The organism is Streptomyces fructofermentans (assembly GCF_014651055.1).
GTDB classification, from domain to species: domain Bacteria; phylum Actinomycetota; class Actinomycetes; order Streptomycetales; family Streptomycetaceae; genus Streptomyces; species Streptomyces fructofermentans.
Genome location: NZ_BMWD01000027.1, coordinates 1 through 24,860, shown reverse-complemented (window position 1 = coordinate 24,860; position 24,860 = coordinate 1). Strand labels below are relative to the sequence as shown.

Sequence of the window (24,860 nt, the reverse complement as noted above, 5' to 3'; positions counted from 1 at the left end):
GAGCGCGAGGACGACGGCCGACGGACCTGCCGGGCACTGTGGCGGTGTCCCGATCGGCATCTCTGGTGGAGCTGGGCAGACCGGCCGGGCGAACCATTGGAGATCTGCCCGGTCCCGCAACTGTTCCGCTGACATCCAACGTTGACATCAACGAGCACGGACGTCGGCGACAACCGGCGGCCGCGTATGGCACCAGTACACGGAGTGGGCTCTGGTACGGGTTTCGGCAGGGCGAGCGTGCTCGTCAGGAGGGCGCGAACTCCTGACATCCGCGCCTGGGACCGGGGCGCACCCGAGCGGACGGTCGGTCGAATCCGTGTCTGTCGATCCGCAAGGCCTTGCGCGTCCGCCGCGACTCGGCGCGTGCCCGTCCGGGCAATCAGTCCTCGGCTGTCCCAGGGAAGCGAACCAGGGGAACCGGCATCAGGCAGAGCGCGAAGGTGACCTGCGCCAGGACCGGGACGACGAGGAGTTCCACGAAGTTCTGGAAGAGCAAGAACCATGCGGGCAGTAGGAGGAGCCCCGCCAGTCGGATGCGGAAGTCCGCCCCCTTGCGTTTGTTGAGCAGCCCGAACGACAGGACTATCAGCAGCGAGGGGATGCCCACCATGAGCCCCACCAGGGCAATCGAGCCGTCCCACAGGTAGTGGACGGTGTCCTCCCAGTACGAGTGGGTGCGTGGCAGGTAGGACGCAAGCTCGTGCCGCCGGGGAGCGGTCAGCGCGTGGACCAGCCATGCCGCCACCCAGACCAGCAGGTAGCGACCGACGGCATCGGCGATGCACAGGCCGACACGGCCGAGCCGTCGCCAGGGGGACATGACCTCGAAGAGCATGGCGTATGGTGACATCATTTTTGAACACGTTCAAGGTGGTCGCGGGGCAGGTCAGGGGCGACGGGCGGTCCGGCCAACGGTGCAGCAGCGGGGCACCGCACGGACGGAGGCACGTGCTTGACGGACGCCGCCGAGGCCGCCGAAAATCCGGAGCGATCGTGGGGGTTGTCGTGCGTGGGTGGGAGAGGAAGCCCGGGGTGCGGGTGGAGTGGGTGCTCGAACCGTTGGTGGGAGTCGGGCCCTTGAGGTTCGGGATGCACCCCGACGAGGTGGAGGTCGCCCTGGACGGTGCGGTCGCCCATGTCTCGCAGGGGCTGGGCAACGGCATCGGCTGGGGCCACTACACCGACTGGGGTGTCACCGGGGTCTACGGCGAGGGCAACGGTCTGGTCGCCGTGGCGGTCGACGCGATGGACGGGCCGTTGGTGCGTCTGCGGGACGTCGGCCTCGTGGCCCGCGTGCCGTCCGAGGTGTGCGCGGATCTTCGGGAGCTCGCACTGCGGGAGGGGGTGTCGGTGCGGTTGAACAGGGGCGGTGATCCGGAGATCGAGGCATGGGGTGTCTCCATGGGTGCCTCGCAGGAGCACGGTCTGTCGCCCGAGGGATACACGCGGCGGCTGGACACGGTGATCACCAGCGCCTTGCTCGTGTGCCCCGAGTTGGCGGCGGATCCGTACGGGGCGGAGCCGGTCGTCAACTGGTGGGACGTCCGTGACGAACCGACGAACACAGGGGTGTGGCCGGTTCGTGCCGAACAGGAGCGGCAGCAGTGGGAGTGGTCGCCCCTGAAGAGCGTCGGCCCTCTGGGCTTCGGCATGAGTCCACAGGAGGTGGCTGCCGCACTGTGCGAGGAGCCCGCGTCCCGCCACGGCCGCTTTCCGCTCGGGCCGCCGTGGGAAGGCCCGGCGCAGTGGAACCTGGAAGCCGACCGCTTCGACCGTGTGGGCGTGACCGCGCACTACTCGGGTGGCCATGACGGCAGGCCCGCGCTGGGCGCTGTCACCGTTCACGGACGCACCGGCCCGCAGGTCGACTTCGCGGGCATCCGCCTGATCGGCATGAGCGTCACGGCCGTCGACACGGCGTTGACCCGGTACACCGAGGGAGCCGATCCGGGCCTGGTGTTCGGCTGTGCCGGCGATCTGGGGGTGGACGGTCTCAACATGTACGTACGGGCCACCAGAGCCGGGGACGCGATGGTGAGCGAAGCACGGTTCTGCCAGGCGGAATGGGAAGACCACGGCTGAACCCGAAGGCACCGCCCACCCCGATGCGGAGCAGCGCTCAGGACCGGCGCCGACGGCGCGCCCCCGCACCACCACGAGCTGTCCCACGAAGCCTTCCACGTGCTCGTTGGAACTCCTGATCCGCGGTTCCCTTCCGCCTCGGCGGCCGTGAGCCATCCGAGATACCAGCCCGCGAAGTCCAGCGGAGTGCCGCCCGCGTCACGCGCCGGATGCAGATCCTCGCCGTCGGAGCGAGGGTCACGTTAGATCCGGCCGCGCTCCGATCCCGTGACGACCAACCGGACCGTCAGCCCGCAGCGAACGGCTGATCGGCCAGGATCGCCACTGCGGCCTCCGGATCCGCCCCGCCGGCTCCGACATGGAGCAGGAACGAGCGGTGGTCCTCGGGCAGCTCGACACCCGACCAGGCCGCGAGATCGGCCGCCTCGGCCGCCTTCAGGGGTGCGTCGAGAGCGAAGCCGTGCCCCGACGACCCGAACACCTCGTCCCTGCTCGGGCTTGCGGCCAGGGCCAGAACCCGCTCGCGTACCCCGGTCCAGTCGGTCATGGCGCCCGACGACATCGGCTGGTCGATGCGGTCGAAGCAGCGCACGAGGAAGTCGCGGAAGGTGCCCGCGGTCCCGAACCAACTGCTGCACTCGGTGGCGTCGGCTTCCAGAGGCCGGGTCGGCACGGACGGCCGTCGATGCTCCCCGGCCCGTACGGGCACGTGCTCGCCGACGCGTCGTCTGGCGTTTGCGAGGATGATGCGATGAGCATCGAGAACCCGGAGTCCTCCCAGCACTGTCACGTGGCCCTCCGGGTCGGCTTCGCCGGCGCCGGGAAACCCGTGTTCGAGACGCTTCCCGCGAGGGCCGTCGGTCCCGGCGTCCACGAACTGACCGGCAGCCCCGGCATGGTCGAGGGCTGCGCGGCCGGGGACCTGCTGGAGGTCGGGGACGACGGTTCGTTCCGGATCGAGCGGCGAGGACCCAACCTCTGCGTCCAGGCCTTCGGCCGGCCGCCCTTCGATGCCGAGTCGCTGGAACTCCTGACCAGTGCCTTCGTCCCCCTGGGCGGCCTGGTCGAGGCACCCGCCGACCGCCGGTTCATCGTGGTGACCGTCCCGGCCGCCGCGGGATTTCCCGAGGTCGAGGCCGTGATGGAAACGTGGGCTGCGGACCTGGACGTCCTGGTCGAATGGGGCTTCAGCAACGTGTTCGGGCCGGACGGGGAGCCGCTGAACTGGTGGGACGCGTCCGGGGCGTGACCGGCCGGGCGGCAACCGGGAACGGCAGCAGGGACAGGAACGGAAGCAGGGACGGGATCGGGAGCAGGAGCAGGAGCAGGAACGGGGCCCGGGTGGTCGGAGGGATCCGGGCCGCCCGGGCCCCGGTCGTCGCGGCCCGCTCAGCGACCGGCCTGCAGGGCGCCCCAGGTCGCGGGTCCGACCGCGCCGTCCACGCCCAGCGAACGGCTGCTCTGGTAGTCCCGGACCGCCTGGTCGGTCCCGGAGCCGAAGTCGCCGTCGGCGGAGACCGTACGTCCCAGGGCGGCCGTGAGGGCCCGCTGGAGACGCTGGACGGCTGCACCCGTGCTGCCCTGACGGAGCGTCGGCACACTGCCGGCGGAGAGGAGTGCGGTCCACGTGCGCGCGCCGACGACCCCGTCGGCACCGAGGCCCCGCGCCTGCTGGAAGGCGGTGACGGCCGCGGTGGTCCTCGTGCCGAAGCTGCCGTCCACGGTGCCCGCGTCGAACCCCTGCTGGTTGAGCAGCCACTGCGCGGCCGACACCTGGGCTCCCGAGGAGCCGGCGCGGAGCGTGCTGTAGGACGGGAAGCTCAACTGGACCTCGCCGCCACCCGTGCTGCCGCCGACCAGTTGCATGTAGTACGTCCAGTTCCAGTTCGGCCCCGGATCGGTGTGGTCGTTGCCCGGCACCTCGGAGTGCCCGACGACGTGGGCGCGGTCCTTGGGGATGCCGTAGCGGTTGCAGAGCGAGGCCGTCAGCGCCGCCGAGGAGCGGTACATCGAGTCGGTGAACCAGCTCGGGTTGTCGACGTACCCCTCGTGCTCGATGCCGATCCCGGACGCGTTGCCCGAACGGGCGTGCCAGGCCGTGTCCTTGTCCCGGACCATCTGCGTGATCTGGCCGTCGGAGGAGCGCACCACATAGTGGGCGCTGACCTCGGACGCGGGGTTCTGGAACCAGCTGATCGTCCCGGCGTACGAGCCCTGGGTGACGTGGACGACGACCTTGCTGATCGCGGCCGAGCGGCCGACGGCGTAGTTGGCGGAGTTGGCCGCGACCCACAGGGCCGGCGGGTAGTCCGGGCTCTGCGCCGCCGCCACCGCGGCGGTCTCGTAGCGGCCGCGTTCCGGTGCGACCTCCTGCGCGGGAACGGTCACCTTCTCTCCGTCGGGCGTGCGGGCGGTCACGCCGTCGGCCAGGAAGGTGTAGACGGTGTCGGCGTAGCGGCGCGCGTTGGCCGGGTCGGTCGCGCCGCTGTACCGGGCGACCAGCGGATACCAGGCGTCGGCGTCCTGCCGGTCACCCCGGTCGAGGCCGGCGTCGTCGGCGTAGTCGCGCAGGACCGCCGCACCGCCGCGGATGTTCGCCGAGGTGTCCTCGCGGAGTTCGCGGGGTGACTCGCCGGTGAGCCGGGCCGCCAGTTCCAGGGTGTGCTGGTCGGGGTTGCTGACCAGGTGCATGACCCCGTAACCGCCGGCCTGGCTCGGCTGCCCGTCGTGGCCGTCGAGGTGGGTCTCCCCGTATCCGAGGGCGATCAGGAGGTCGCGCGGTACGTCGAACTCGGCCGCCGCCCGGCTGAAGGCGCCTCCGACGGGTCCGGGGTCCCGGGAGGCCCCGGCGAGGGGCACGGCCCCCGCGGGCGGGGCCGTCGCGACCAGCACGGTCAGGGTGCCGAGGACGGACAGCGCTGCGTGCCGCATGGGCCGGCGCGACGGTCTGCGGTTCATCTGTGTGCCTCCAGGTGGGGTCTGTGGCTTCGGGCGCGCGGGGCAGGCCCGGACGTGTCGGGTGACGGTCGGACGGCAGGGCTTGCGGGTTCTCGGAATCGACGGGCTGCGGGATACGGGATACGGGATACGGGGCGTGCGGGACGGGATGCGGGGAGACGGGACCCGCGAGACGGGCGGCGGATTCGGGCTCCGAGGGTCGAAGGGCGAGGGTCGAGGGTCGAAGGGCGAGGGTCGAGGGTCGAAGGGCGAGGGGCGAAGGGCGAGTTCCGGGGTGCGGCCCCCCCCGGGGCCTCAGATGGTGCCGCTCTCCCACCACCAGGCCCGGCCGAGGTCCGCGCGGCTGTCGACGTGCTGGTGGTCGACGGTGTACCGCTCGAGGCCGGAGAACCCGCAGGTCTCCGCCTTCTGGTACACCGTGCGGTTGCCGACACCGGGTACGTCGAGGTCGGCGGCGGTGCCGTACAGGTGCATGCTGTCGCTCGCCCCGCCGATCTCGGCGTTGTGCGCGATGCTGCGGAAGCCCGAGTTGACGGTGACGGGCGTGTCGCCGAGCTTCCTGCGCAGGGCCTCCAGCTTGTACATGGCGCGGCGGACGTTCTCCCGAGCCGTCGCCGCGCTGACCTTCCCGCCCTCGAAGGTGCCGCTCGACCGGTCGGTGAACTCGCTCCAGTCGAAGTGGGCCGTCGAACCGTCCGACTGCTCAAGGGAGTTGAGCTGGGCCTGGGTGGCGGGCCCGGCGCTGCCGTCGACGGCCAGGCCGTAGGCCGCCTGGAACCTGCGGACCGCGGCGGCCGTCCCCGGGCCGAAGTCGCCGTCGACGCTCACCCGCGAGTGGCTCGGGGAGTCCGCGGCCCAGCCGGCTGTACGGATCTGCAGCTCCGTCACATCCGCGCCGGTCGCGCCCTGGTTGAGGGTGCGCGTCCAGGCGTAGGCGTGCGCGGTGTCCGAGAGGAGCAGGGGGCCCGCGAGGGCGCCCACGGTCGCGACGAGGGTTCCGCGCAGGACCGCCCGGCGGTTCGGGGGGAGCAGGGGGGAGGTCATCGTGAGTCCTTGGGGGGACGTGCGCGGGTGCCGCGTGCGGGCGGGGGGTCGGTGTGCGGGCCGGAACGGCACGACGCCGGGGCGCACTTCGCGGGCGGGCGCCCGCGGTCCGGAGCCGGTGCCGTCCTCGACGCCGGTGGCGCCGGTGGTCCAATGAGGGCCGGAGGCCGGGCGGGTGTCGTCGTGGTCGCACAGTGAAGTGTCGTCGACGAGGGCGCTCACGCCCCTCACCTCCACGCCGGTGGGGAAGGTGAATCCGCCGCCCGTGCGCGCCGGGGGACACGGTGGACCGGAGGCCTTCACCATCGGATTCCTTCTCCGTTCTGAGCCGGTCGGGAGGAGCGGAGGGGACGCGGTGCGTTCCACGCTGGGTCTCACGGTGTGTCAGAGACCGCAGGGTCAGGGCGAGTTCATGCTCCGGCCTTCGCCTACACCTGTCATGCTCATTCGAACGTGCTGAAATGTCGCAGGTGGAAAGGGTGATGGCAGTGCTTCGCTTCCACTTCTCGGCCGAGGATCTGGCCAGAACCCGGGTCGCCGCGGCTCCGCACCCCCTGTGGGAGATCGCCTCCAGCCTGCACCGCTTCCAGACCCCCGCGGGCCGCTGGGCCTACGCGCACTGGTACGGGCCGGCGCGTGAGCGGCTGCGCGAGGCGGGCCTGGAGGACGTGGTGCGGCGGGTCCTGCTGCCCCTCTTCCCCCGCGCGTCCTACTTTCCCGACTTCCTCACCCCGCTGGAGGGCACGGCCGGGCTTGAGGCCGGGCTCGAGGCGATCCTCCGCACGCCGTCGGACCAGGTGGCCGCGGAACTCGCCGCCCTCGCCCGGGTCACCCGGATGCCGGCCCGGCTCGCCCGGCTGACGGAGCGTGAGGCCCGCGTGGAGTTGGTGGGCATCCTGCGGGCCTACCACCGGACCGTCATCGCGCCGCACGAGGAGTGGGTGCGCGAGAGCCTGCACACCGAGCGGATACGGCTGGCACGCCACCTGCTGGACGGCGGCACCGAGGGCCTGCTCGAAGGACTCGGGCCGACCGTCCGGTGGAAGCACCCGTGCCTGGAGATCAGCGCGTACCCGACGGAGCACGAGATCCATCTCGCGGGGCGCGGGCTGCTCCTCATACCGTCGTACTTCTGCTGGAAGGGGCCGATCTCCCTGGCGGACCCGGAGCTGCCTCCCGTCCTCATCTACTCCCAGCACCACGAGACGCCCACCGGACCGCCCAGGACGGGGGGCGAGGGCGCCGGTTCACCGCCGCTGCAGGTGCTGCTGGGCCGGGCCCGCGCGGCCGTCCTGCAGGCCACCGCCGCCGGGGCGACGACTACCGAGGCCGCCCGGCGGGCCGGAGTCACCCCCGCCACCGCCACCCACCACACCACGGCCCTGCGCGATGCCGGCCTCATCTCCAGCCACCGCCACGGCAACACCGTCATCCACACCCTGACGCTGATGGGGGAGACCATGCTCAGCAAGAACCGGCAGGAGGCACTCCAGGGGGCCTCGCCGGCCCGGCACGGTCCGCGAGCGTGACCCCGTACGGGCACGACGGCGCCACGGCACGACGGCATGGCCCGCCGCCACGGCACGACGGCCCGGCACGCCGCCACGGCCGCCGCGACCGATCCCGTCCGCCCCGGCTCGTTGGGACCGGCTCCGCCCCCGGCTCCGTACGACCGCGCCCACCCCGGCATGGGTACGGCCCGGCTCCGCCTCTGGTCCCGCCCCCGCCGCCCCCGCTCCGTACCGTCCCCGTCCGCCGTTCCGGTTACGCCGCCCTGGTCGATCCGCGTGATTTCCCGGCCCCGGCGGCGATGAGTCCGCGGGGGTCCGAGGGTCTGCCTGTAGACCGGGACAACCAACTCATCGGGAGCACGGCATGGGCCTCATCCACATCGAGCTGTTCGCGACCCTCGACCTCGTCGGGCAGGGGCCGGGAGGCCCCGAGGAGGACCCGGACGGCTTCCCGTTCGGCGGCTGGCAGGCGCCCCTGCTGGACGAGGCGACCGGGGCGCAGGTCGGCGCCGCGTACGAGGGCACGGACGCCCTCCTGCTCGGCCGCCGGACCTACGACATCTTCGCCGCCCACTGGCCCCACCAGGAGGGCGGCGCGGACAACGAGATCGCCGCGCTCTTCAACGGCGTCCCGAAGTACGTGGCCTCCCGCGGACGGCCCGACCTCGCGTGGGCCGGGTCCAGGCAGCTCGGCCCCGACCTGGCCGGCGCGGTGCGCGAGATCCGCGACCGGCACGAGAACGTGAAGGTCGTCGGAAGCCTGGACCTCGTGCAGACACTGCTGCGGGAGAAGCTCTTCGACCGGCTGGACCTGTGGGTGCACCCGATCGTGCTCGGCGTCGGCAAGAAGGTGTTCGACGGCGGCGCGGTGCCCACGAACCTCACGCTCCTCGAACCGCCGGCGGCCGGTCCCAAGGGCACCGTGTACCTGCGCTACGGGCTCGCCGACGGCATCCCCGCGACCGGGGACATGAGCGCACCCGACCGCGGCGCCGGACGCGGCGTCTGAGGCCCTCGCCGACGACCCCGATGCGCGGCCACCCGGCGTGAGCGTCCGCCACGGGCGTTTGGTCGGAGCGCCCGGCGCGAGCGCCCGGTACGACTCCCCGTATCGGCCCCCGTCGCGGGCCGGGGCGAACACCCGCGCAGGTCGGGGCAGTTGCCGGACGCTGCAACCGGCGGACGCGGCAGCGCGGTCGCGCCTGACCGCAACAGACGGATGCGTCAAGGGCGTTGACCCCTCCCGGATGCGCCAGCACAATGAGCGCGCACCGTCTTGAGAGCGCTCTCAAGGCGGTGCGCACCCATCAACGGACCCGTAGTTCCCAGGGAGACCCATGACCGGCAGGCAAGGCCGTGCGTTCAGCCGTCGTACGCTCATCGGCGCCGGACTCGGCGCCGGAGCCGCGGTGTTCGCCGCGGCCGGGAGCGGCGCGGCGCACGCGGCGGGGGCGGAGGGGCCGGCCGGGGCCGGCTCCGCGAGGCGCCGGGGGCACGCCTTCCTGGCCGCGGCCATGGACGCCCGCCCCGAACTCGGCGACATCCGGCTGACCCAGAGCTACACCGACCAGGCGGGCCTGTTCAGCACCGCGTTCACGTACGACAACGCCCTCGCCGTCCTGGCCCACCTGGCGGTGCGCACGCGGGACGGCGAGCGCCGTGCGGTCGCCCTCGGGGACGCCCTGCTCTACGCCCAGATCCACGACCCGGTGTACGACGACGGCCGGCTGCGGCAGGCCTACAACGTGGGGCCGTACGTCTTCTTCGACGGCGTGCCCCAGCCCGACGGGTTCGTCCGGGCGGACGGCACCGCCAACGTCGGTACGCAGTTCGGCTTCACGGGTACGGCCGTGGGCGACATGGCCTGGGCGGGCATCGCGCTGAGCGCGCTCGCCCGCAGGACCGGGGCCCGCCGCTTCCTCGCCGGCGCCGTACGCATCGGCGCGTGGATCGAACGGACCGGGCGTACCGACGAACCCCTCGGGGGCTACAAGTTCGGGGTCGACGGGGCCGACCGCAAACTGCCCTTCACCTCCACGGAGCACAACACGGACCTGGTCTGCCTCTTCGGCCGGCTCGCCCGGCTCACCGGCGACCGGGTGTGGCTGGAGCGGCAGGCCAGGGCCAGGGCCTTCGTGCGCCGGATGTGGGAGCCGACCGGCGGGTTCTTCTACACGGGCACCAACGACGGGGTGACCGTCAACACCTCGCCGATCCCCGAGGACACCCAGACCTGGACGTACCTGGCCCTCGACACCCGGTCGTACGCCCGCTCGCTGGACTGGGCGGCGGACGAGCTGGCCGTCACCGACCACGCGGACCGTCCGAACAGCACGGTCCCCGCGGGCCAGACGTACGAGGGCGTCACCTTCAGCTCCGCGAGCCTGCTGGCCGACGAGGACGCGCCCATCGCCGAGTTCCAGCCCAAGCCGGACCGCAACGGCGTCTGGTTCGAGGGGACCGCCCACCTCGCGCTCGCCCTGCGGGAGCGGGGCGCGCGCGGTGACGAGGCCCGCGCCGGCCGGCTCCTCGCCTCCGCCGAGCGGGCCCAGGACCTGCTCGGCACCGGCCAGACCGTCGGCGACAGGCCGCTCCCGGAACGCTCCGGACTGGTCTCGGCGAGCAGTCCGCTCGACACCGGATTCGGGTTCGGCTACTACCCGTACCGCCACACCGGCGCCACCGCCTGGTACCTGCTCGCGGCGACCCGCACCAACCCGCTGCGGGTCTGACACCGGTGCCGACCCGCCGCGGGTCCGGCACCGGGGCAGGGGGCAGTGGACACGGGACAGGGGGCAGGGAGCAGGGGGACCAGCAGGGCCGGAAAGGTCGGGGAGACGGGGGTCGGGCCCCGGTGGTCGACGTGTGGGGTCGGCGGCCGGGGCCCGGCCCGTGCCGCTTCCCGGCGGGCCGCTGGGAAGCCCGGGGCTAGGCCTCCCCCTCCTGTACGTGCTTGAGGGTCATCCGGGCCTCCACCGTGTCGGTGGCCGCGACCTCCGACCAGAAGCGGTGGCAGGTCACGAACACGGCCAGCTCCCGCTCCCGCTCGCGGAGCTTCTCCACCTCGGCCTGCTCGTCGGGGGTCCAGCCGGGGGAGGCGGGGCGCTCCACCTTGCGCCAGCCGTGGTCGTCGGTGAAGCCGTCCAGGGGCTCGACCGACCAGGGGAGCCGCTTCAGGAGGGCGAGAAGCTCGGCCCGGACCTGATGCAGCTCCTCCTGACCGGCCAGGAGGTCACTCGGGAAGTCGTAGGTCGCAGCCACTCGGCAATGGTACGCCTGTTCGATTTTGGGATGCGAGTTCATCCGGGGTTCTCGGGGGCACTTCACGCGAACGAGTGCAGGGGCGCAGGTCCGGCTTCCGCTTTCGCGGTTCCGGGAAGAGTTCCGGGCGGGTCGTCGATCCCGTCGTCGGCCGTTCGACGCAGGGAGTGAGGCGGGGAGTGGCCCTGCCGCCCGATCGAGGAGTCACCATGCCGCGCTACCTGACGATGGTCCGCATCGACGAGCAGAACGCCCCCACGGACAATCCGGGCCCCGAGTTCGACGAGCGCATGGGAGCGCTCTTCGAGGAGATCACCAGGGCCGGGGTGATGCTGGACACGGCCGGTCTCGCGCCCACGGCCGAGGGGACCCGCGTGACCTGGTCCGGCGGGAAGGTCGGCTGCACGGACGGGCCGTTCACCGAGACCAAGGAGGTCGTCGGCGGCTACTCGATCATCGAGGCCGAGGACAAGGCCGAGGCCGTCGAGTGGGCCAAGCGGTTCCTGCGGATCCACCCGGCGCACTGGACGGTCACGGCCGAGGTCCGGGAGATCACCGAGGCCTGAGCCCTTCCCGGCGTCCCTGGCCCACCGTCCCGCCCCGCCGCCGTGTGATCGCCCCCGGGTCCGGGGAACTGCCCCCGGGTCCGGGGAACCGCCCGCGGGTCCGGGGAACCGCTCCCGGGTCCGGGGAGCCGCCCCGGGGCCGAGGGGCATCGCCGCAGTCCCTGTCGCGTTGTCGGTGCCGCGCGCGAGACTGGAGGCATGTGCCGCAGCATCAAGACACTCCGACCGCCCGTCCTTCCCGAAGAGGCCACGGAGGAGGACATCCGGGCCGCCGCGCTCCAGTACGTGCGCAAGGTCTCCGGATTCCGCGCCCCGGCCGCGCACAACCGCGAGGTGTTCGACCGCGCGGTGGAAGCGATCGCCGAGGCCACGGCCGAACTGCTCGACGGTCTGGAGGTGCGGGGGCAGGCGTCCGCCGCGAGCCGGGCGGGCTGACCGCGCCGGGCATGTGCCGAGGGCCGGCCGGGACGGGCGTCCTCCCGGGGCGGGTCGGGCGGTCGTCCCGGGCGGGCCACCGGGGACCGCCGCCCGGGCCGTGACCGGCGTGGCCGGGGCGGCCTTCCTCGTGCGGCGCCGCGTCCGGTGGCGGCTCAGGCTCCGGGGCCCGCCTCGGCCACCGGCGACGGGCGCCGCATGAGGAAGGCCGCCCCGGCCCCCGCGCCGAACAGCGCCAGCAGCGAGACGCCGGCGGCGAGCCAGGTCGCGCCCAGCCACTGGCCGCCGAAGTAGCCGAGGGCGACGCTGTACGCGGCCCAGGCCAGGCCTGCGAGGATCGACCAGGGCAGGAACTCGCGGACCTTGCGGTGCGCCGCGCCCGCGCCCAGGGAGACGAGCGAGCGTCCGGCGGGCGCGAAGCGGGCGAGCACCACCAGGGCTCCGCCACCGCGTGCGAGGGCCGCGCCGAGACGTTCCTGCGCGCTCGTCAGGCGGCGCGAGCGGGCGATGGCCCGGTCCAGCCGGTCGCCGCCGCGCCAGGCCAGCCGGTACGCCACCAGGTCGCCGAGGACCGAGGCGGTGGCGGCGGAGAGGATCAGCGAGAGGATGTCCGGCACGTGCTCGGTCGCCGCCCCGGTGCCCGCGGCCGCGGCGGTCGCCGCCGTGATGACCAGTACGCCGCTCGGCAGCACCGGCAGGAAGACGTCGAACAGCACCGACAGGGCCACGAAGGCGTAGATCCATTGGCTGTAGATCCATGGGTTGCCGGACAGCGACCCCACACTCTCAAGCACCCGAGCTCCCCTGTGTCTCCCCCGTGGGCCCCGACCGAGCCGTGCCGCCGCGGTGTCGCGGGGGAGTGGCGGGAGGTGGCCTGTGACAGCCATAGAGCGTACGCCTCGGATGCGGCAGGGGATCCGCAGGGTGCTCGTGTGTTCGCCACGTGATGTTCACCCGGCCGCCGTTTCCCGGGAGTGGTCGGACCCCCGTCCCCGTACCAACGACGCGGTGGCGGTGATCGGAACGAACGCCGGGCCGGTACCTCGTCCGGCGGCTCCACCAGGCACCGCGCCGGAGCCGGAGCCGGAGCCGGCACGGGGGGCCGGTTCCGGCTCCGGTGCCGTCCGCGGGTCCGCCGGGGGCCGCAGCCCTCAGTCGACGCCCGCGAACTTCGTCCGCGGCCGCGGACCGGCTTCCCCGGCGGGCCCGGGGGCGTCGCCGGGCGGGGGTTCCCGCCGGGCCGCTGCCGCGCGCAGCACGGCCCGCGCCACCGCGTCGGCGTCCGACAGGGTGACCGAGTCCACGCCCGGCCGGGCCCCCGCCGCGGTCACCCAGTGCACGCCCTCCGTGGGCACCCCGAGGGCGAACCGGCCCGGATGGGCCCGCCCGCGGCGGTCGATCAGGCGGTACGGGCGCCGCGTCACGTCCACTCCGCCCGTCTCGTAGCCGTCCACGGCGTGCGGGCGGCACTGGCCCGTCCCCAGCAGCCGGGCGAGCAGCCCGTCGGCCGTCCGCCGCAGGTCCGGCTCCGGCAGCCGGGCCTCGATCAGCGTGCTCGCCCTGACCGCCGATCCGGGCACGTCGGGGGAGTGCGCCACCCAGGCCCCGTGCTCGGCCCGCACCCGCGTGCGCGGGCCGAGCACGTCGAGGACGCCCGCCTCGACGAGCGCGGCCATCTCCTCGACGCGGCGCCGTGGCGGGCCGATCGACAGGAACGCGTTGAGCGGCGTGTACCAGCGGTCCAGGTGGTCCCGGCGCGACGTGCCGGGGAGTCCGCGGTGGTCGACGATCTGCCGCAGTTCGTTGCGCAGGTCGCGCAGCACGTCCAGGGCGGCCTTGAGCGGGCCCCGGACATTGCCCAGGGCGGCCTGCGCGGCGTCCTCGCGCAGATGCTCCAGCAGCCACGAGCGGAAGTCGGCGGGGCCGGTGAAGACCCGGTCCCCGTATGGACGCGAGAGCCGTTCCCAGGACCAGCGGTCGGCCTCCGGGACGCCGAACTCGCCGAGCACGTCGGCCTCCTGGGGGTCGCGGTGCGGCACGGCGAGGAAGCGGGCGCGGAACCCGCGGGCGGCCGGGCGGTCCGGGCCCAGCAGCGTCTCGTAGTAGACGGCCTCGACCTCCTTGGCTACCAGCGGCCATATCTCCCCGAGGAAGTCGGGGGCGTCGCCGGAGTCGGCGCGCCGGCGGAGGCGCCCGACGGTCTCCGGAGTCAGGACGAGGGGGACGTGGCGGCCGTACGCGCCCTTCGCGTTGTCGCCGCGGGCCTGGTGGGGGATGCCGCGCCGGGACCCGGCCAGCAGTCGGGGCTCGCGGCCCGAGGCCACGTACCGCAGACCGGCCGGGCCCGGGACGTGGCGTCCGCCGCGGGCCGTCGTCAGCAGGGCCATGTGGTCGAAGAAGTTGAGCCCGAGTCCGCGCAGCAGGACGCTCTCCCCGGGGGCCACGCGGGACAGGTCGAGGTCCGCCGGGTTGGCGGGCGGGAAGTGGCGCAGTCCGTGCCGGCCTGCGTACGCGGACAGGCGCCGCTGCCCCGGGTCGGGCGCGGCGGGCAGATGGCCCTGGGCCAGGACCACGGCCGCCAGGTCCGGGAGGGCGCGGCCGTCGTCGAGCACGAGGGTCTGGCGGCCGCCGCCCGTGTCGTCGAGGCGGACGGCGCGCGCCCGGTGCGTCTCGACCCGTACCGGGGCCGGTGCCCCGCGGACCACCTCGGCGAAGACCCATTCGAGGTAGTGGCCGTACAGGGCGCGCGTCGGGTAGTCGTCCGGGCCGACCCGGCCGCCGGCCCAGGCGTGCAGGCTCGGCCCGGGCCGCACCGGGCCCGCGCACTCACGCTCTCGTCGGTGAACAGGGTGACCTGCGAGGCCACGGTGTTCATCAGCAGCTCGCCGGGCTGGCCGGTGCGCCAGACGCGGCCCGCGCCCGGCGGGGACGGGTCGACGACATGCACCGTCAGCCGGGCTCCGGGCGCGAGGAGTTCGGGTGCGGAGGCGCAGAGGCGTTCCAGGACACTGGTGCCGCGGGGTCCGGCGCCGACCAGGGCGACGGAGGCGGCGCCGCCCCCTGCCGGTTCGGCGGACTCCGTGGGCTCCGCGGTCGCTGCAGACAAAGGGGTGACTCCCGGACAGGTGGGGGGCGGGGTGGCATACCGCCCGGCGGAAGCGGACGGTCCGCCTCATCATGCCGTCGGGTTCCGGGCGGGGCCGAGACCCTGGACCGATCATCGGCACCGGTTGCGGCACGCCTCACGAGCATCCCGGTCGACGGGGCGGCACTCGGGCAACGTACGCAATTGATGTGTGCAATCAGGCGATTGTGGTACGTGGGGCGGGCGCCCAGTCCGACTCCCGCCCCGACGGCACCAGGCACCCGCCCCCGGCGGTCGCACGGGTGACCGGGCCCGTCCGGTCGTAGCGCGCCTGCCCAACAACCCTTCCCGGAGCGTCCGTTCAGGCTCCGGTGCTCTCCGGTGCCGCCGGGCGGGCGAGTTCGGACTCGGTGACCTTCCGCAGCCGCGCGCCGCCGCCGCGCTCCCCGGACGCCCGGTCGAGCCGCAGCCGGGCCGAACGGCCGCGCAGGGTGAGCGTCATGAGCTGGTTGCCGAACCACGGGCCGCCGGTCTTCCGCCAGCCGACGGGCGGAAGGGGGCGCCTGCCGTGCCGGGCGAGGGCGCGGCCGGCGGCGCGGCTGATCGAGCTCCAGCCGAAGCGGAAGCCCAGCCTTATCGTCAGCGGGATGGAGTTGTGCACGGGCGAGCAGGTCAGCTGGAGCACCCGGGCGTCCGGCGCCGCCGAACCGTCCCGCCAGGTCGGCTCCGCGATGTACGCGTGGTGCACGTCGCCCGACAGCACGCAGATGGTCGCCGGCGCGTGCGGACCCGACCCGGCCTCGGCGAGCAGGTCCGCGAGCGCGTCGAACGACTCCGGGAACGCCGCCCAGTGCTCCAGGTCCGCCGCGCGCCGCAGCTTCTCCCCGAACCGCGCCCAGCGGTCCCCCCGTTCGCCGCGGCAGAGCGCGGCGTTCCACCCCTCCGCGTCGTGCACGAGGTGGGGGAGCAGCCAGGGCAGCGAGGTGCCGACGAGGAGGTGGTCGTACGAGCCGGGCTCCTCCAGCGCCTGTTCGCGCAGCCAGGCGGCCTCCGACGGGTCGAGCATCGAGCGGTTCTGCTCGTCCAGGACCCGCGCCGCCCGGGTGTCGACCATCAGCAGCCGTACGCGGCCGAAGTCGCGGCGGTAGCTCCAGTGGACGGAGGCCGGGTCGGCGTCCGCCCTGGCGGCGAAGGCGCGCAGTGGGTCCGTGCCGTCGGGGGTGGCGCGGACGGCCGCGTACAGGGGGTCGTCGGCGAGCCGTTCCGGAGGGAGGTTGCCGAGGTGCTGGTGGACCCAGTACGACATCAGGCCGCTCAGCACCCGCTCGCGCCACCACGGGGTGGCCCGCATGTCGGAGACCCACGCCTCGCTGGTGTTCCAGTCGTCGATGACGTCGTGGTCGTCGAAGATCATGCAGCTCGACACCGTCGACAGCAGCCAGCGCACCTCGGGGTCGAGCCACGACTCGTAGTAGAGGTGCGTGTACTCCTCGTAGTCCGCGACCTCGGCGCCCGGCGCCTCGCCCAGACCGCGGCGGGCCTCCAGCCAGCGGCGCGTGGGCTCGGACACCTCGTCGGCGTAGACCTGGTCGCCGAGCAGCAGCAGCAGGTCCGGGCGTTCGCCGTCCGGGTCCGCCGCGATGCGGGCGGCGAGGGTGTCCAGCGCGTCGGGGCCCATGGGGTCCTTCTCGCCTTCGGGGGGCGAGGCCCAGCGGCAGGAGCCGAAGGAGACCGTCAGGGTCCCGTCGCCGTCCCGCGGGGTGCGGATGACGGAGGGAGGGAAGGGGGAGTCGGGCAGCGGCCAGACCCGGTTCCCGTCGAGCAGCACCTCGTACGGGGACGACGTGTCCGGTGCCAGACCGGTCACCGGCACCAGGGCGTAGTGGTGGCCCGCCACCTGGAACGTACGGGTCTCGCCGCCGGCGCCGTCCGGGCAGCGCACCTCGGCGGTGCACGGACGGCTCGTCTCGACCCAGACGGTCGCGGACGAGCCGTCGACGTACCTCAGCAGTGGACCCAGGCGCAGCCTCGCCACGTGATCACTCTCCTCCGTCGCCCCGTACGGTACGGAACGACGGAGGCCGTTGGCGAGCTTCCGGCGGAGACTCGGTCAGCAGCCGTTCAGGACGGAGCTGAGCCTGCTCTTCTCGGCGGAGTCGACGGAGAGGCCGTAGTAGTACTTCACCTGGACCCAGGCGCGTACGTAGGTGCAGGCGTAGGCCGTGCGCGAGGGCATCCAGGTGGCGGGGTCCTGGTCGCCCTTGGCCTGGTTGACGTTGTCCGTCACGGCGATGAGCTGCGGGCGGGTGAGGTCGTTGGCGAAGGCCTGGCGGCGGGCGGTGGTCCAGCCGTCGGCGCCGGAGTCCCAGGCCTCGGCGAGCGGGACGAGGTGGTCGATGTCGAGGTCGGAGGCGGCGGTCCAGGTGGCGCCGTCGTAGACCGAGTACCAACTGCCGCTGGTGGAGGCGCAGGCCGAGTCGGTGACGACGCCCGAGCCGTCCCGCTTGAGCACCGTCTCACGGGTGTTGCAGGTGCCGCTGATCGTGATCCAGTGCGGGAACAGGTCGCGGTTGTAGCCGGTGCGGTCCTCGGTGGCCACGGTGAGCGAGGCCAGGTAGGTGCGGGCGGTGGCGGCGCTGACCGGGGTGGGCAGCGCGGCGGAGGCGGCCGGACCGTTGAAGAGTCCGGCCATGGCTATCAGTCCGGTGAGGGCTGCCAGTACACTGAGACGTCGACGCGCGTAGACTTTGGGCATGGTGACTCCCTTGCGGCGGGGGGAAGTTGACCTGCGGGCGAATGAATGCTCGCGGCGGCCGGTTTCCGTGGGGTGTGCGTCAGGTGAGAAGTTAATGACGTGCCCATGACAGGACAAGGGGCGCGGCCGGACTTTCGGGTCCGGCCGCGCCCCTTTGTCGCGTCCGTCCGGATCGGCCCGCCGTCCGTCCGGATCGGCCCGCCGTCCGGGCGGGTCGGCCTGCCGTCCGGGCGGACGGCCTTTCGGTCCGGGTGGGCGCCCGGAAGCGCGGATCGGCCCGCCGTCCGGGCGGCCGCGGGGAAGCGTGGATTCCGGTGCGGCTGGCCAAATCGGTCAATCTTTTGTACCGTGATGGAACAAAGTGGCTCTCGCCCGCACCCCCTGACCGGCGGGCGGGGCCGCCTTGTTCCCGGGGGTCGCCTGTGCCCCCTCAGCCACGTTTTGGAGCATGCCGATGACGGCCACGACCGTGCTGCCCGCCCGTGCCCTACTGCTGGACATGGACGGCACCCTCGTCGACTCGCACGCCGTGGTCGAGCGCGTCTGGCGGCGCTGGGCCGACCGGCACGGACTCGACGGGGACGAGGTCATGAAGGTCGTCCACGGGCGTCAGGGCTACGCGTCGATGGCCGTGCTGCTGCCCAGTCGGCCCATGGAGCAGAACCACGCGGAGAACGCGCGGATGCTGGCCGAGGAGACCGCCGACACGGAGGGCGTCGTCGCCGTACCGGGCGCCGAGGAGTTCCTGGCCTCCCTGAGCCGGGTGCCGCACGCGCTCGTGACCTCGGCCGACGTCCCGCTGTCCACCGCGCGCATGGCCGCCGCGGGGCTGGGGCTGCCCGAGGTGCGGGTCACGGCGGAGTCCGTGGGCGCGAGCAAGCCGGACCCCGAGGGCTTTCTGAAGGGGGCGGCCGAACTGGGGATCGCACCCCGGGACTGCGTGGTGTTCGAGGACTCCGGCGCGGGGATCGCGGCCGGGCGCGCCGCCGGTATGCGGGTCGTCGGCGTCGGCTCCGGGGCCGCGTTCCACCGCCCGGACGTCGTGGTGCGCGACCTCCGGCAGGTCCGGGTCGAACTCCTTGAGGACGGGTCCGTCCTGCTGCACGTGGGCTGACGCGAACGCCTTCGGGCGCGCCCGCGGGAGTTCTGGCGGCAGGTGGGTGTCCCGGACTCCCGCGTTTGAGGTCGGGGCCGAATCGGGCCGACCGGGGCCGGGCGGGATCCCGTGTCCCCGACTCCCCGGCAGTCTCCGGGCCGAGTCCCCGGGAGTGTCCCGGCCGGGTCCCCGAGCCCCGTGCGGCGGTGGGACCCGGCGTCGTCGCGTCTCCCGTGCCGTGCCGTGCCCGTGCCATGCCGTGCCGTGCCCGTGCCGCGGTGCTGTCGGGCACCCCGGGTGCGGGCTTCCCCGGGGCCCCGCTTCGGGCGACGGCACCCCGGGTGCCGGGTCGAAGGCCGCCCTCCGCGCGAGGGCTCCCCGGTCCGCGCCCATGAGCCCGTCCCCGGACCGGCGCCCCGCCTCTCGCGGGGCCCCGGCTCGCTCGCGGGCGTCTATCCGGTCTCCGCCTCCAGGCGTTCGCGGGTCTTCGCCCCGTACACGCCCGGCTCGTCGGCTATGCCGCGGATCATCTGGTAGGTGCGTACCGCGTTCTCGGTCCGGCGGCCGAACTCGCCGTCCGGCTGGCCGCCGTACAGGCCGACCTCCCGGAGGCGGCGCTGCAGGTCGACGACCTCGGGTCCCTCGTCCCCGCGGCGCAGCACCGCGGGCTCGGCCTGCAGCGGCGGCTCGGACGACGCGCTCGCCGAGGCGGAGGGGCCGTCGGCGGGAGCGCTCGCCGAGGCCGACGCGCTCGCCGAGGCGGCCGTGTCCGCCGACTCCGAGGCGGACGCCGAGGCGCTCGCGGACGCCGAGGCCGACGCGGAGGGCGAGGCGGACTCCGACGCGGACGGCGACGCCGACTTCGAGGCCGACGGCTTGTCCGCCGAGGGCTCGGGAACGCTCGCGCGGACGTCGGCCGGGGCCGCGCTCTCCCGAGAAGGAGTGTCGTACGAGAACATCCCGCTCGCCAGGCCGGCGGCCGCGACGACGATGACGGCGGCGGCCGCGCCGACGAGTACGAGACGGCGGCTCCTGCCGGGCCTGTCCGCGGGCCCCGGGGGCTGCCCCGCGCTTCCGCCGTCCGCCGCGTGCCCCGCGGTCGCGGTCGTCGTGGCACCGGCGGCTCCCGGCGCGGCGACGACACGCAGGGGCCGGGTGTCGTCGGAGCCCGTGGCCTGCGCCGGTATTCGGGCGAGCTGCATCGTCAACTCGGCCCCGGCGACCTGCGGGGACCCGTTCGGCGGCGTGGACGCCTCCGGGTCGGCGGAGGGCGCGGCGGGTGCCTTCGCGTCCCCGGCCCCGCCACCCTCGGCGGTGCCGGCGACCGTCCCCCCGCCCTGCGCGCCGGGCGGGGCCGACGCGGGCGTCTGCGCGGCTCCGGGAGCGCCGGCCGCGTTCCCCGTCGCCTGCAGGTCCACGTACGGCCGTACGCGCAGCGGGTCGAAGTCCTCCGCCGCGGCGACCTCCGCCGAACGGGCCTCAAGGACGGCGTCCGCCGCCCGGCGGCCGCAGTCGCACAGCGGACTGCCGCCCGTTTCCCGGGCAGCACCGCATTCCGGGCAGAAGTGCCCGCTCCGGTCGCTCACGTTGGATCCCTCCCGTGCCAATTCCAGCGATTATGCAGACCACCTCCACACAATCTCCGGCTGCCCCCCGCAACGCCCGGCCGCCGGCCGGATTCAACAGGCCATAACCGGTCACACCGCCCAGGATGTAAGAGGAAACGGCACCCTCGCGGCCGGGAGGTCTGCATGGCCGAGGACGCGCACGGCGCGAACGCACGGAGAACCGCCCATCACGCCAGGGACCACGCGCACGGGGCGACCCCCGGTGACGAGCACCTGAGGAGCGGCGTCGTCGCGTCGATCGGGGCCCTGCTCCTGGGCATGCTGCTGGCCGCGCTGGACCAGACGATCGTGGCGACCGCGCTGCCCACGATCGTCAGCGAACTCGGCGGACTGGACCACCTGTCCTGGGTCGTGACCGCGTACCTGCTCGCCTCCACCGCCGCCACCCCGCTGTGGGGCAAACTCGGCGACCAGTACGGCCGCAAGAAGCTGTTCCAGGCCGCCATCGTCATCTTCCTGATCGGCTCCGCGCTGTGCGGCATGGCGCAGAGCATGCCGCAGCTGATCGGCTTCCGGGCCCTCCAGGGCCTCGGCGGCGGCGGACTCATGGTGCTGTCCATGGCGATCGTCGGCGACCTGGTCCCGCCGCGTGAACGGGGCAAGTACCAGGGGCTGTTCGGAGCGGTCTTCGGCGCGACCAGCGTCCTCGGCCCGCTGCTCGGCGGCCTGTTCACGGAGCATCTGAGCTGGCGCTGGGTCTTCTACGTCAACCTCCCCCTCGGGATCGTCGCCCTCCTCGTCATCGCCGCGGTGCTGCACATCCCGGTCCGTTCCCGGAAGCACACGATCGACTACCTCGGCACCCTCCTGATCGCGTCCGTGGCCACCGCTCTGGTCCTCGTCGCCTCGCTCGGCGGCACCACCTGGGACTGGGACTCGCCCCAGCTCATCGGACTCGCGGTGCTGGGCGTGGTGCTGACCTTCGCGTTCGTGGCCGTGGAACGGCGGGCGGCCGAACCCGTGCTCCCCCTCAAGCTGTTCCGCATCCGCACCTTCACGCTCGCCGCCGTCATCAGCTTCGTGGTCGGCTTCGCGATGTTCGGCGCCATGACCTTCCTGCCGACGTTCCTCCAGGTCGTGCAGGGCATCTCGCCCACCCTCTCGGGCGTCCACATGCTGCCGATGGTGGCCGGCCTCCTCATCTCGTCGACCGTCTCCGGACAGATCGTCAGCCGTACGGGCCGCTGGAAGGTGTTCCCGATCCTCGGCACGGGCGTCACCGCGATCGGCCTGCTGCTCCTGCACCAGCTCGACGCGCACAGCTCCACGGGCGAGATGAGCGCGTACTTCCTCGTCTTCGGCCTGGGCCTCGGACTGGTCATGCAGGTCCTCGTGCTGATCGTGCAGAACGCCGTCTCCTACGAGGACCTGGGCGTGGCGACGTCCGGCGCCACGTTCTTCCGCTCGATCGGCGCCTCGTTCGGCGTAGCCATCTTCGGCACGATCTTCGCGGGCCTCCTCAGCGGCAGGGTGACCTCCGTGCTGAGCGGCCAGACGCTCCCGGCGGGCGTCGACGCGAGCACCCTGGAGTCCGACCCGAGGGCCATCTCCGAACTGCCCGCCGCGCTGCAGCCGCCCGTCGTCGACGCGTACGCCACGTCCATCACCGACGTGTTCCTGTACGCGGCCCCGGTCGCGCTCATCGGGTTCGTGCTCGCCTGGTTCCTGCGCGAGGACCGGCTGCGGGCCTCCGTGACGGCCCCCGACATGACCGAGACGCTGGCGAGCAACCCCGTGGAGCGCTCCTCGTACGACGAGGTGTGCCGCGCGCTGTCCGTGCTGGGGACGCGGGAGGGGAGACGCGAGATCTACGAGAAGATCACCGAACGCGCGGGCTACGACCTGCTGCCGGCCGCGAGCTGGCTCCTGTTGCGCATCAGGCGCTACGGCTGGGCCGAGCCCGCCGCCCTCTCCGAGCACAGCGCCGTGCCGCTGCCCGTCGTCATCGAGGCCGCCCGCCAGATCGAGGAGCGGCGCCTGGCCGTACGCGAGGGCCTCGACCTCGTGCTCACCGAGCGGGGCCGGGAGTCCGCCGAGAGGCTCGCGGCGGCCCGTGAGGAGTCGCTCGCCGCGCTGCTGGGCGACTGGTGGGGCCCGGACCGGCCCACCGATCTGATCCGGCTCGTCGAGGAGCTGAACGCGGAGCTGTGCGGCTCCGACGGGGAACGGCCGCACGAGACGGCCCACCCGGAGACCGTGAAACCGTCCGGCGGGGTGTGGCTCGGCAAATGAGTGCGGCCGTGCGGGGGAGCGGGGTCCGTCGGTGGGCGCGGCCCGGCGACTGAGGCGCTCGCCGAACCGGCTCCCGCCGCACACGTCGGCGCCGCGCGCGGCGGTCCCGGTCCCCCTGTGGCCCTGCCGGGCGTACCGTGCCGTGTCGCCGGCCCCGTGACCCTGCCGGACGTACCGGGCCGTGCCCCCGGCGGCTGCCGGCTCCCCTCCGGGCGGCGGTCGCGGCCGGCGCGGGTCGATATGGGCGCCGGGCCCCGGGCCCCGGGCGGTCACGTCGTCGTGGCCCCGACCCGCCGGACCCGCCCGACCCGCCGGACCCGCCCGACCCGTCGGACCCGTCGGACCCGTCGGACCCGCCGGCCCCGTCGCTTCCGACCGCTCAAGTCGCCTTGTCCGAGGGGGCCCGGGGCGCGCGCGGCGGTGGCCGTTCGCGCGCCCGACCGGGGGGCCGTGCCCGAACGGGTCGCGCACGGAAGCAGGGTCGGCCCGTTTGGGCGCCGAAGTCCGGGCAACCCGGTGTGAGAACCGGCCCGCTGGGCCCAGAACGCGGAAGGCATTCCATGTCCACAGGCGTGATCATCCTTCTGATCGTGGTCGCGGTGGCTCTCGTGGCCCTCGTCGCCGCCCGGCTCGTGGCGGCCCGTGGTGGAGGCGGCGGGCGCGGCCTCAAGCGGCGCTTCGGGCCCGAGTACGACCGGGTGCTGGCCCGGCACGACGGCGACACCGCGGCGGCCGAGCGCGAACTCCAGGAGCGGGTGCAGCGGCACGGCTCGCTGGAGGAGAAGCCGCTGGAGCCCGCGGCTCTCGAACGGTACGCGGTCCGCTGGACCGCCGTGCAGGAGCAGTTCGTGGACTCGCCCCGCGACGCCGTCGTGGAGGCGGACCGGCTGATCGGCGAAGTGGCCGCGGCGCGCGGCTTCCCGGGCGACCGCCACGAGGACCAGCTCGACGCGCTGTCGGTGCACCACGCGCACCACGTGCACGGCTTCCGGCGCGTCCACTCGGCCGCGCACACCCCCGGCACGGGCGGCGACCGGGGCCGTACCGGTTCGACGGAGGACCTGCGGGAGGCCCTGATCGAGGCCCGTGAACTCTTCGACGCCCTGACGGGATCGGGCCGCGAGAGCCGCGGGGGCCGCAGGGCACAGTCCAGGGAGACCGTCGACGAGACTCCCGCGGACACCGGGAACACCAGCCCCCGCGGTCGCGCACACGCGCCGTGGGCGCTCAACAAGCGTCAGGTGAAGGGGAGTTGAGAAGCATGCCGGACAACACCGAGAGCGGTCGGCCGATCGGGCAGCGGAGCGGGCGCGACGACGCGGCGAAGGCACCGGAGACGACCGGTCCCGCACGCACGACCGGTCCCGCCCGCACGGACGGCACGGATCGCAAGGACCGTGACGACATCGCCGCGAAGGACGCCCGGGAGGGCCGTACGGCCTCCGAGGGAGCCGCCGCCCGTGCGGACGCGGCGGTGCGCGAGGGCATTCCGGCCGAGCGGAAACCCGCGTCCGGCGGCAGCGGCCCGGGTGGCCGGGACACCGTGGAGTTCGAGGGCGCCCGCACCCCCGCGGCCACCCCGGCACGCACCCCCGGAACGGCGGACGCCCCGTCGAGGCCCGGTGCCCGTGAGGGCCTGAAGCCCGGTTCCGGCCAGGACGTCGTCGGCGGACGCGGTACGGGTGCCCCCGCGGGCGTCACCGGCGCGACGGGTACGGCGGCCCGGGACGGCGAGCGCGGCGGCCTCTCCGGCGACCGCGACCACGACCGCGACCACGACCGTGACCACGATGGCGACCGCGACCACGCGGCGCACGGGAAGGGCACGGCCGGCCACGGCTCGACCGGTGGACGGCTGATGGCCCACGACGACGGAGAGAAGTGGTCGGGGCGGCTCCAGCAGGCGGTCGCCGGGTTCGTCGACGGGCCGCGCGGCTCGGTCGAGGAGGCGGACCATGTGCTCCAGGAGGTCGCGGAGCGGTTCACCGACGCCGTGGCCGAACGCCGGCGCACCCTGCGTTCGTCGTGGCACACCGGTGACGACAAGACCGACACCGAGCAGCTCCGACTGGTCCTGCGGGACTACCGGGAACTGGCCGAACGGCTGCTCAGGATCTGAGCCCGGTCCGCTCGCGCCCTCCCGCACACCACGGGGGACGTCCGCGGACGGCGGTGGGCCCCGGCACGGCTTCAAAGCCGTGCCGGGG

General features: G+C 73.9%; 20 protein-coding genes and 1 pseudogene. 11 read left to right on the top strand and 10 right to left on the bottom strand.

Annotation, left to right across the window (positions count from 1 at the left end):
• Window positions 1–379 precede the first annotated feature (379 nt).
• On the bottom strand, window positions 380–853 hold the full coding sequence (locus IE265_RS29930; RefSeq protein ID WP_190038864.1) for a hypothetical protein: 474 nt from the start codon (window positions 851–853) through the stop codon (window positions 380–382).
• 179 nt (window positions 854–1,032) lie between these two features.
• Between IE265_RS29930 and IE265_RS29925 the strand changes: the two genes are divergently transcribed.
• Window positions 1,033–2,082, top strand: a complete 1,050-nt coding sequence (locus tag IE265_RS29925) for a hypothetical protein (protein WP_190038863.1) — start codon at window positions 1,033–1,035, stop codon at window positions 2,080–2,082.
• Window positions 2,083–2,368: 286 nt separating this feature from the next.
• Here IE265_RS29925 and IE265_RS38690 read toward each other — a convergent pair whose 3' ends face one another.
• Window positions 2,369–2,755, bottom strand: coding sequence for a hypothetical protein (locus IE265_RS38690; protein WP_229916714.1), 387 nt, complete (start codon window positions 2,753–2,755; stop codon window positions 2,369–2,371).
• Between the two features lie 78 nt (window positions 2,756–2,833).
• Between IE265_RS38690 and IE265_RS29915 the strand changes: the two genes are divergently transcribed.
• Window positions 2,834–3,331 carry a DUF4265 domain-containing protein gene (locus tag IE265_RS29915; RefSeq protein ID WP_190038862.1) on the top strand — a complete coding sequence of 166 codons (498 nt, stop codon included), beginning with the start codon at window positions 2,834–2,836 and terminating at the stop codon, window positions 3,329–3,331.
• 140 nt (window positions 3,332–3,471) lie between these two features.
• Here the strand turns inward: IE265_RS29915 and IE265_RS29910 are convergent, their stop codons facing one another.
• Together IE265_RS29910 and IE265_RS29905 are read right to left on the bottom strand one after the other, a co-directional pair.
• Window positions 3,472–5,040, bottom strand: coding sequence for an N-acetylmuramoyl-L-alanine amidase (locus IE265_RS29910; protein WP_190038861.1), 1,569 nt, complete (start codon window positions 5,038–5,040; stop codon window positions 3,472–3,474).
• 294 nt (window positions 5,041–5,334) lie between these two features.
• Window positions 5,335–6,084, bottom strand: coding sequence for a D-Ala-D-Ala carboxypeptidase family metallohydrolase (locus tag IE265_RS29905; protein WP_190038952.1), 750 nt, complete (start codon window positions 6,082–6,084; stop codon window positions 5,335–5,337).
• Window positions 6,085–6,572: 488 nt separating this feature from the next.
• Here IE265_RS29905 and IE265_RS29900 point away from each other — a divergent pair, with 488 nt between their 5' ends.
• From IE265_RS29900 to IE265_RS29890, 3 genes are all read left to right on the top strand, one after another.
• A complete protein-coding gene (locus IE265_RS29900; protein ID WP_190038951.1) occupies window positions 6,573–7,613 on the top strand; it encodes a helix-turn-helix domain-containing protein in 1,041 nt (346 codons plus the stop codon).
• Between the two features lie 346 nt (window positions 7,614–7,959).
• A complete protein-coding gene (locus IE265_RS29895; RefSeq protein ID WP_190038860.1) occupies window positions 7,960–8,604 on the top strand; it encodes a dihydrofolate reductase family protein in 645 nt (214 codons plus the stop codon).
• A 328-nt stretch (window positions 8,605–8,932) separates the two neighbouring features.
• Window positions 8,933–10,327: a Tat pathway signal sequence domain protein gene (locus IE265_RS29890; protein WP_190038859.1), complete on the top strand. Its 1,395-nt coding sequence runs from the start codon at window positions 8,933–8,935 to the stop codon at window positions 10,325–10,327.
• Between the two features lie 196 nt (window positions 10,328–10,523).
• On the opposite strand, the gene IE265_RS29885 is transcribed toward IE265_RS29890, so the two are convergent.
• On the bottom strand, window positions 10,524–10,856 hold the full coding sequence (locus IE265_RS29885) for a DUF8825 domain-containing protein (RefSeq protein ID WP_190038858.1): 333 nt from the start codon (window positions 10,854–10,856) through the stop codon (window positions 10,524–10,526).
• 209 nt (window positions 10,857–11,065) lie between these two features.
• Here IE265_RS29885 and IE265_RS29880 point away from each other — a divergent pair, with 209 nt between their 5' ends.
• Both IE265_RS29880 and IE265_RS29875 read left to right on the top strand, forming a co-directional pair.
• Complete coding sequence (locus IE265_RS29880) at window positions 11,066–11,422, top strand: YciI family protein (RefSeq protein ID WP_190038857.1); 357 nt, start codon at window positions 11,066–11,068, stop codon at window positions 11,420–11,422.
• Between the two features lie 198 nt (window positions 11,423–11,620).
• Window positions 11,621–11,857, top strand: coding sequence for a DUF2277 domain-containing protein (locus IE265_RS29875; RefSeq protein WP_190038856.1), 237 nt, complete (start codon window positions 11,621–11,623; stop codon window positions 11,855–11,857).
• Between the two features lie 155 nt (window positions 11,858–12,012).
• On the opposite strand, the gene IE265_RS29870 is transcribed toward IE265_RS29875, so the two are convergent.
• From IE265_RS29870 to IE265_RS29855, 4 genes and pseudogenes are all read right to left on the bottom strand, one after another.
• On the bottom strand, window positions 12,013–12,651 hold the full coding sequence (locus IE265_RS29870; RefSeq protein ID WP_190038855.1) for a DedA family protein: 639 nt from the start codon (window positions 12,649–12,651) through the stop codon (window positions 12,013–12,015).
• Window positions 12,652–13,008: 357 nt separating this feature from the next.
• A pseudogene (locus IE265_RS29865) lies at window positions 13,009–14,963 on the bottom strand (FAD/NAD(P)-binding protein).
• Between the two features lie 340 nt (window positions 14,964–15,303).
• On the bottom strand, window positions 15,304–16,977 hold the full coding sequence (locus tag IE265_RS29860) for an alkaline phosphatase D family protein (protein WP_190038854.1): 1,674 nt from the start codon (window positions 16,975–16,977) through the stop codon (window positions 15,304–15,306).
• A 75-nt stretch (window positions 16,978–17,052) separates the two neighbouring features.
• The gene (locus IE265_RS29855; protein WP_190038853.1) at window positions 17,053–17,697 is read right to left on the bottom strand and encodes an HNH endonuclease family protein; all 645 of its coding nucleotides are present in this window, start codon (window positions 17,695–17,697) and stop codon (window positions 17,053–17,055) included.
• 448 nt (window positions 17,698–18,145) lie between these two features.
• Between IE265_RS29855 and IE265_RS29850 the strand changes: the two genes are divergently transcribed.
• A complete protein-coding gene (locus IE265_RS29850) occupies window positions 18,146–18,811 on the top strand; it encodes an HAD-IA family hydrolase (RefSeq protein ID WP_190038852.1) in 666 nt (221 codons plus the stop codon).
• A 434-nt stretch (window positions 18,812–19,245) separates the two neighbouring features.
• Here the strand turns inward: IE265_RS29850 and IE265_RS29845 are convergent, their stop codons facing one another.
• On the bottom strand, window positions 19,246–20,379 hold the full coding sequence (locus IE265_RS29845) for a peptidoglycan-binding domain-containing protein (protein ID WP_190038851.1): 1,134 nt from the start codon (window positions 20,377–20,379) through the stop codon (window positions 19,246–19,248).
• A gap of 165 nt (window positions 20,380–20,544) precedes the next feature.
• On the opposite strand from IE265_RS29845, the gene IE265_RS29840 reads away from it, so the two are divergent.
• The 3 genes from IE265_RS29840 to IE265_RS38685 all read left to right on the top strand — a co-directional run bounded on the left by IE265_RS29840 (window position 20,545) and on the right by IE265_RS38685 (window position 24,772).
• On the top strand, window positions 20,545–22,653 hold the full coding sequence (locus tag IE265_RS29840; RefSeq protein WP_190038850.1) for an MDR family MFS transporter: 2,109 nt from the start codon (window positions 20,545–20,547) through the stop codon (window positions 22,651–22,653).
• A gap of 560 nt (window positions 22,654–23,213) precedes the next feature.
• Window positions 23,214–23,909 carry a hypothetical protein gene (locus IE265_RS29835; protein ID WP_190038849.1) on the top strand — a complete coding sequence of 232 codons (696 nt, stop codon included), beginning with the start codon at window positions 23,214–23,216 and terminating at the stop codon, window positions 23,907–23,909.
• Window positions 23,910–23,914: 5 nt separating this feature from the next.
• On the top strand, window positions 23,915–24,772 hold the full coding sequence (locus IE265_RS38685; RefSeq protein ID WP_229916710.1) for a hypothetical protein: 858 nt from the start codon (window positions 23,915–23,917) through the stop codon (window positions 24,770–24,772).
• The last annotated feature ends 88 nt before the right edge of the window (window positions 24,773–24,860 follow it).

Bases quoted from the DNA above. Each gene is read 5' to 3' on its own strand.
- IE265_RS29875 (WP_190038856.1), top strand. From the start codon at position 11,621: ATGTGCCGCAGCATCAAGACACTCCGACCGCCCGTCCTTCCCGAAGAG.
- IE265_RS29895 (WP_190038860.1), top strand. From the start codon at position 7,960: ATGGGCCTCATCCACATCGAGCTGTTCGCGACCCTCGACCTCGTCGGG.
- IE265_RS29890 (WP_190038859.1), top strand. From the start codon at position 8,933: ATGACCGGCAGGCAAGGCCGTGCGTTCAGCCGTCGTACGCTCATCGGC.
- IE265_RS29930 (WP_190038864.1), bottom strand. From the start codon at position 853: ATGATGTCACCATACGCCATGCTCTTCGAGGTCATGTCCCCCTGGCGA.
- IE265_RS38685 (WP_229916710.1), top strand. From the start codon at position 23,915: ATGCCGGACAACACCGAGAGCGGTCGGCCGATCGGGCAGCGGAGCGGG.
- IE265_RS29850 (WP_190038852.1), top strand. From the start codon at position 18,146: ATGCCGATGACGGCCACGACCGTGCTGCCCGCCCGTGCCCTACTGCTG.
- IE265_RS29905 (WP_190038952.1), bottom strand. From the start codon at position 6,084: ATGACCTCCCCCCTGCTCCCCCCGAACCGCCGGGCGGTCCTGCGCGGA.
- IE265_RS29840 (WP_190038850.1), top strand. From the start codon at position 20,545: ATGGCCGAGGACGCGCACGGCGCGAACGCACGGAGAACCGCCCATCAC.
- IE265_RS29855 (WP_190038853.1), bottom strand. From the start codon at position 17,697: ATGCCCAAAGTCTACGCGCGTCGACGTCTCAGTGTACTGGCAGCCCTC.
- IE265_RS29880 (WP_190038857.1), top strand. From the start codon at position 11,066: ATGCCGCGCTACCTGACGATGGTCCGCATCGACGAGCAGAACGCCCCC.
- IE265_RS29835 (WP_190038849.1), top strand. From the start codon at position 23,214: ATGTCCACAGGCGTGATCATCCTTCTGATCGTGGTCGCGGTGGCTCTC.
- IE265_RS29910 (WP_190038861.1), bottom strand. From the start codon at position 5,040: ATGAACCGCAGACCGTCGCGCCGGCCCATGCGGCACGCAGCGCTGTCC.
- IE265_RS29915 (WP_190038862.1), top strand. From the start codon at position 2,834: ATGAGCATCGAGAACCCGGAGTCCTCCCAGCACTGTCACGTGGCCCTC.